Genomic DNA, 7,086 nt, shown 5'->3' with positions numbered 1-7,086 from the left:
CCCCGGTCGCCGGCCGGCTCGCGCAGCTGCTCGGCCAGCCGGTCGCGTTCACCGGGGACGGCACCGGCGACATCGCCGGCACGCATGCGCAGAAGATTGTCGCCGGGCTGGGCGACGGTGAGATCGCGCTGCTGGACAACCTCCGGTTCCACCCGGGGGAGACCAGCAAGGACGCGGCCGTGCGGGCCGCGTTCGCCGACCAGCTCGCCGGGCTGGCCGACTACTACGTCGGTGACGCCTTCGGCGCGGTCCACCGGGCGCACGCCAGCGTCGTGGACCTGCCCGAGCGGCTGCCACACGCGGCCGGGCAGCTCGTGCTCAGGGAACTGGAGGTGCTGCGCACCCTCGCCAGCGGCGCGGCCCGTCCCTACGTCGTCGTCCTCGGCGGGTCGAAGGTCAGCGACAAGCTCGGGGTGATCCGGGCGCTGCTGCCGAAGGTCGACGCCCTGCTCATCGGTGGCGGGATGTGCTTCACCTTCCTGGCCGCCCAGGGCCACGGCGTCGGCGGGTCGCTGCTGGAAGCGGAACTGATCGACACCACGAAGGAACTGCTCGCCGAAGGCGGTGACCGGATCGTGCTGCCCACCGACGTGGTGGTGGCCGACGCTCTCTCCGTCGACGCGCCCACCGCCGTGGTGGCGGCCGGGGCCATCCCCCCCGGCCGCAAGGGCCTCGACATCGGGCCGGCGTCGGTGGCCCTGTTCGCCGACCGGCTGCGCACCGCCCGCACCGTCTTCTGGAACGGCCCGATGGGTGTGTTCGAGCTCCCGCCGTTCGCGGCCGGCACCCGCGGGGTGGCCGAGACGATCGCCGGGCTCGACGGCCTGACCGTCGTCGGCGGCGGTGACTCGGCCGCGGCCGTGCGCACCCTCGGCATCGACGAGGAGGCGTTCACCCACATCTCCACCGGTGGCGGCGCCAGCCTCGAGTATCTGGAGGGCAAGACCCTGCCCGGCCTCGCCGCTCTGGATGACCGAAGGCCGCGCGACGATGTTTCTTTCACGCGGCCGGAGGCCCGGCTTCCTGGTTCGGAGGTGTGAGATGGCCGGTGACAAGAACGAGAAGAACAAGAACAAGAACGAGAAGAAGCCCCGGGGGACGGGTCGGCGCACCCTGGTCGCGGGCAACTGGAAGATGAACCTCAACCATCTTGAGGCGATCGCGCTGGTTCAGAAGATCGCTTTCGACCTCAAGCCGGTCGAGCTCGACAATGCCGAGGTCGTCGTCCTGCCCCCGTTCACCGACCTGCGCAGCGTCCAGACCCTCGTCGACGGGGACAGGCTCGCGATCGGCTATGGCGCGCAGGACCTCTCCCCGCACAGCTCCGGCGCCCACACCGGGGACATCAGCGGGCCGCTGCTCGCCCGGCTGGGATGCAGCTATGTGGTGGTCGGCCACTCCGAGCGGCGCGCGGACCATCACGAGGACGACGCCCTGGTGGCGGCCAAGGCGCGGGCCGCCTACGCGCACGGGATCACCCCGATCCTGTGCGTGGGCGAGCCCGAGCCGGTGCGGGTGGCCGGTGACCATGTCGCCTATGTCCTCGCGCAGCTCGACGGCTCCCTGGACGGGATCACCCTGGAGCAGGCACGCACGCTGGTCGTCGCCTACGAACCGGTGTGGGCGATCGGCACCGGGCGGACCGCCTCCGCCCACGACGCGCAGGAGATATGCGCGGCGATCCGGGGGCGGCTCGCCGAGCGTTTCGACGCGGGAGTCGCCGCGGTCATCCGTATTCTCTACGGCGGTTCGGTGAAGGGCTCCAACGCGGCGGAGCTGTTCACCCAGCCCGACGTGGACGGCGGACTCGTCGGCGGCGCGAGCCTGGACGCGGTGGACTTCGCGGCGATCGTCCGTAGTGCCCCGCCGAGCTGACGGCGACCACGAACCGTCACCGGTGACACCGGTGACGCCGATCACGGGCTGTGCCGGCCGGCGCGGTCCGTGATCGCGATCGTTGCCGTGGGGAACAGCCGACGGACACGGCCGGCCCGGGGTGTGCTTGGGTGGCTTGCGGTGGTGGGGTGCGGTCCCACCGGGAAGGGGCGCAAACCCAAGTGGTCGCCAGGGCCATGCCGCGCTGTCGCGCGATCATCCGGGCCGGAACCGTCATGGTTGTCCTCGGCCTTCTTCTCGCCGCCTGCACGGGTGGGGGAGGCCGCCGGCAGGCCCCGTCCGACCCGTCAGGCCCACCCACGGCGATCAGTGACCGGGTCATCGCCGCCTCGCCGCGCGACGGCGGGACGCTGCGGGTGCTCGCCACCGCCGACTGCGACTCCTGGGATCCCCAGCGCACCGCGTCCCTCCACTGCTGGAACCAGCAGCGGTGGATCTCCCGGCAGCTGGTGACGTACGCGCCCAGCCCCGGCGTGGTCAAGCTGGCCGGTGATCTCGCCACCGAGGTGCCGTCCTCAAAGGACCTGCGCACCTGGACGTACACGCTCCGGGAGGGGCTGGCCTTCGAGGACGGCACCTCTATCACGTCCCGGGACGTCAAGTACGGGATCGAGCGGGCCTTCGCCCCGGAGCTGGCCGGCGGCAGCTCCGGCGGCGGCTCCGGGGCCAGCGAGGTGGTGCGGCTTCTCCAGGACGAGAAGAACCCCTACCGGGGTCCCTACACCGATCCCACACCCGACCGTCTCGGGCTGGCCTCGGTGACCACACCGGACGAGAAGACCATCACGTTCCGGCTCAACCGGCCGTTCGCGGACTGGAACCTCCTGATGGCCTCCCCGGTCTCCACGCCGGTACCGCGGGCGCACGACACCGGCGCCGGGTACGGATCCCGTCCGGTGGCATCCGGACCATACAAGATCGAAAATTATCGTCCGGGTGAATCCCTCACCCTCGTGCGCAACCCGCGGTGGGACCGGCAGACCGATCCGAACCGCCCCGCACACCCCGACCGCGTCGTCGAACGCATGGGGCTCGCCGCGGCCGACATCGACAGCCGCATCCTGACCGACCAGGTCGACATCGCCGCCGACCAGGGCGGCGTGGGCGCCGAGGCCGCCGCCCGGATCAGCGCGAATCCCGGCCTGCGCGCGGCCCGCACCACCAGCGAGGCCACCGGCGGGCTGCGCTACCTGGCGGTGGTCACCAAGGTCGCGCCGTTGGACAACCTCGCCTGCCGCAACGCCGTGGCCTGGGCGGTGGACAAGAGCGCACAGCAGACCGCGCGGGGCGGCCCCCTTGTCGGGGGCGACATCGCGGCCACGATGCTCACCCCGCCGGTGCGCTCCTTCTCCTGGTTCGACCTCTTCCCGAGCCCCGGCGGCAGCGGGGACCTCGCAAAGGCAAAAACGGAACTGAGCTCCTGCGGTCGGCCGGACGGCTTCGCGACCACCCTGGTCACCCGGTCCGATCCGCTCTCCCTCGCCCAGGCCGAAGCCGTCCGCGTCGCGCTCGCCCGGGTCGGTATCACGGTCACCGTCGCGAAGTTCGACGACGCCGGGTACGCCGCGGCGGTGGACAGCCCCGATCAGGTCCACACCATGAAGTACGGCCTCGTCCTGGCCGCCGGCGCGGCCACCCGGCCGACGCCGTACGCGTTCCTCGCCCCGATCGCCGCCAGCGGCTCGATCCGGCCGCGGCACAACGCCAACGTCGCCGAACTGGCCCTGCCCGCGGTCGACCAGGGCCTGGAGCAGGGCATCGGGACCGCTGACAGCGAGGACACGGCGAGCCTGTGGACGCAGACGGACCGGGCGATCGTGGGGTCCGCCGCCTACGTCCCGCTGCTCTACGACCGGGCGCTCAACGTCTACAGCAGCCGGCTTACCAACATCCACTACTCGCCCGGGTTCATGATGACGGACTTCGCCTCGCTCGGTGTCGTACCGTAGGGCATCATGGCGGCCCGGCGGAGGGCCACGGCTCGCACGGGCCTGATCCGACGGGCCTGATCTGATGGTGATGCGCCGTGCCGGCCGCGGGATCGCCGTGCGGTAGCTTGGCAGGATCGCTGCCAGTCGGTGTCGCCAGCCAGTCCCGCCGAAGACAGTGCAATGATCATTCATTGCACTGTCGGAGGTTGCTGAGCCGGTATGGCCGAAAGTAGTGCGATGATCGTCCATCGCACTGCCGGAGGCTGTTGGATCGATATGGTCGACTGCGGTGCGAAGATCTTTCTTTGTACCGTCGGGGGCTGTCAGGGTGCGGGTATGGCCGGAGGGGATGCGATCATGGTTCCTCGTGTCGGGCCTCCTGTCGCGCCGCGCGAGGATGCGGCAGGGCTGGGCGGCTTACATGATCACGGGATGACGGTACGGGAGCGGGTCCGGAGATGACTGTTGGGCTGTCGATTGTCCTGATCATCACGAGTGTGCTTCTGATGCTGCTCGTTCTGTTGCACCGGGCCAAGGGAGGCGGGCTGTCCAGCCTGTTCGGCGGCGGTGTCTCCTCCTCACTCGGGGGCTCCTCGGTGGTGGAGAAGAACCTCGACCGATTGACGATCATGATTGGGCTGATCTGGCTCACCTGCATCATCGGCCTCGGCCTCCTGCTCAAGGAGTGAGCAGCCGCCGACGCACCTGGATGCCGGCCTGGCTCCTCTGCCTGGTTGTCCTTGCCACGGTCGTGGCCTGCGGCGGCGGTGGGCAGCCGGCACCCGCACCGGTGACTTCGATTACACCCACGGTCACCAGTGATCCAACGGACAAGCCGGGTGGCACCCTGCGCCTGGTCACCGGGGCGATACCCAGCGGTGACCCGGGCTGGGCGACGGACGCCGGTTCGCGGATGCTGCTGCGGCTGGTCTCCCGTCAGCTCTACTCCTACCGGGCCAGCCCCGACCCGGTCTTCACCGCCGCGCCCCTGCCGGACCTGGCCGTCGGGCCGCCGGTGGTCAGCGAGGACGGGAAGACCCACACCGTCACCCTGCGCCCGTCCGCGCGCTGGGACACCCCCGGGGTCAGGCGGGTCACCGCGACCGATGTCGCCCGCGGCATCAAGCGGTTGTGCACGCCGCCGAACCCGTCGCCCATGCGCGGCTACTTCGCCGCGACGGTCGTCGGTTTCGCCACCTACTGTGACGAGCTGATGAAGACCCCGCCCGAGGGGGTGCGTGACTTCATCGAACGCCGCGGTATCGACGGCGTCCAGGTCATCGGTGACGACTCGATCGAGTTCCACCTGCTCGCCCCGGCCGCGGACTTCACCGACGTACTGGCCCTGCCCGCGGCCTCACCGGTGCCGCTGGAGGCCCTCGCCTACGCCCCGAACTCGCCTGAGTACCTGGAGAACCTGATCTCCGACGGGCCGTACCACTTCGGTAACACGCTCGGTGACGAAACCTATCGGCTGTCGCGCAACCCGGCATGGGTCGCCTCGTCCGACGGCATCCGCCCGGCACTTGCCGATCATGTCACGGTGCGTACCGGCGTTGACGCGGCCACCGCCCAGGCCGAGATAGACGCGGACCGGGCGGACATGGCGATGGACAGCACCGTCCCCGCCGCCGACGTGACAGCGCTGGACGCTCAGGCCGACGGCAGGCTGTCCACGGACGGCCCCGGTTCCACCGTGCTGCTCACCGTCGGCCTGCACGGCCCGGCGTCGGCGGCGCTGGGCGGCGGCGGAGTCCGGCAGGCGCTGGTGTACTGCGTGGACCGCGCCGCCGTGGCCGCGGCGCTGGGCGGGCCCGTCCTGGCCACCACCACCGCGCAGATGCTGCAGCCGGCCATGACCGGTTTCCAGCCGCGCGACCCGTTCCCGACGCTGGGGTCGACGGGCGATCCGGCGCGCTGCCGGGAGGGGACACGGACCGCCGCCGACGGCGGCCCCCTGACCACCCTGGTCCTGCTCACCACGGACTCCGCCGAGGACGCCGCCGTCGCGTCGGCGCTGCGGGACGCCTTCGCCCGCGCGGGGGTGACGCTGCAGGTCGAGGCGGTCCCCGCCGCGGACTACCCGGGCGTCGCCGTCCCGTCGAGCACGGTGGGCTGGGACCTCGCCCTGACCAGGGTGACGCCGCAGTGGTTCGGCAATGCCGGGCGCAGCGTGTTCCAGCCGTTGTTGGAGCCGCAGTGGTCGGGCTCTCGGCCGGCCGACGGCGGATACCGCAACGACCGGATCGCGCAGCTGCTGCGGGACGCCCTCGGGGAGCGTGACCCGGCCGCGCTGCCCACCCGTTGGGGCGACCTGGAGCGGGAACTGCTCACCGATGCCGCGATCATTCCACTCGCGGTCACCGTCACGCCGCGTTTCCACAGTGCCAACGTCCGTGGCTTTCTGCGGGTCCCCTCACTGGACGCAGCCGACCCCACCGCCATCTCCCTCGGCATCGCCTAGCCGCCCGAAAAGCCCCTCCAGCGCCCCACGCCACCCGTCCTCGGGGTGGCGTGGGCAGGGGTGCTGCCGCGGGTGCTCTGCCGGGCCGGTCGGGGCGACTGCCGTTCGGCGTCTGGGCAGAGGTTATTCGATCATGGTTTGTCGCGTGCCCGGAGGCCGCTTCCCAAGTAACAGAGCGAAATCGATTGAGGATGGATCCGCGGGGCGCTCCGAGAGGAGCGGTGGCGGCGTTCGGTCACCAGGGCGGACTGTGAGGGTGACCGATGGTGGTCGGTGCGACGAGATCGGGCCTTCTCGTCTTACACTCGGTCAGGCCGGCTGGCGGCTGGGGGGCCGGATCCGGAGTCAATCAGCGGGACGAGACAAAGGAGTATGCGGACCGTGGCAGGTGGTAACGCCATCAGAGGAAGTCGGGTAGGGGCGGGACCCATGGGGGAAGCCGAACGCGGTGAGACGGCCCCGCGACAGCGGATTTCCTTCTGGTGCGCCAACAATCACGAGACCAGGCCGTCGTTCGCCGCGGACGCCACGATTCCCGAGACCTGGGACTGCCCGAACTGCGGCTTCCCAGCGGGTCGTGACCGCGACAACGCGCCCGCTCCGCCCAAGACCGAACCGTACAAAACTCACCTCGCCTACGTTCGGGAGCGGCGCAACGAGAAGGACGGGGAGGCGATTCTGGCCGAGGCGCTGGCCAAGCTGCGCGGCACCGCATAGCCGCACGACACCGCACACACAGCCGCGCGGCGGCACCGCGTAGCCGGCATGGTAGCCGGCGTAGTAGCCGGCGTGGTA

General features: G+C 70.9%; 5 protein-coding genes and 1 pseudogene (1 of these 6 running past the window's edge). All 6 read left to right on the top strand.

The genetic code is table 11. From position 1 onward, the window contains the following. A pseudogene (locus tag FrCorBMG51_RS07770) lies at positions 1-1,040 on the top strand (phosphoglycerate kinase) (it extends 252 nt beyond the left edge of the window). A 1-nt stretch (position 1,041) separates the two neighbouring features. After that, positions 1,042-1,875: a triose-phosphate isomerase gene (gene tpiA, locus FrCorBMG51_RS07765; RefSeq protein WP_047222415.1), complete on the top strand. Its 834-nt coding sequence runs from the start codon at positions 1,042-1,044 to the stop codon at positions 1,873-1,875. A gap of 236 nt (positions 1,876-2,111) precedes the next feature. Then, a complete protein-coding gene (locus FrCorBMG51_RS07760) occupies positions 2,112-3,845 on the top strand; it encodes an ABC transporter substrate-binding protein (RefSeq protein ID WP_052914474.1) in 1,734 nt (577 codons plus the stop codon). A gap of 440 nt (positions 3,846-4,285) precedes the next feature. Then, on the top strand, positions 4,286-4,516 hold the full coding sequence (gene secG / locus FrCorBMG51_RS07755) for a preprotein translocase subunit SecG (RefSeq protein ID WP_047222414.1): 231 nt from the start codon (positions 4,286-4,288) through the stop codon (positions 4,514-4,516). Between the two features lie 20 nt (positions 4,517-4,536). Further along, the gene (locus FrCorBMG51_RS07750) at positions 4,537-6,291 is read left to right on the top strand and encodes an ABC transporter substrate-binding protein (RefSeq protein WP_047222489.1); all 1,755 of its coding nucleotides are present in this window, start codon (positions 4,537-4,539) and stop codon (positions 6,289-6,291) included. Positions 6,292-6,672: 381 nt separating this feature from the next. Continuing rightward, entirely contained in the window at positions 6,673-7,008 is a 336-nt protein-coding gene (locus FrCorBMG51_RS07745) for an RNA polymerase-binding protein RbpA (RefSeq protein ID WP_013873109.1), read from the top strand. The last annotated feature ends 78 nt before the right edge of the window (positions 7,009-7,086 follow it).

Origin of the sequence: Protofrankia coriariae (genome assembly GCF_001017755.1) — a bacterium.
GTDB lineage: Bacteria > Actinomycetota > Actinomycetes > Frankiales > Frankiaceae > Protofrankia > Protofrankia coriariae.
Note: the sequence above shows the minus strand (reverse complement) of the source record. Positions and strands in the feature narration are given on the sequence as shown.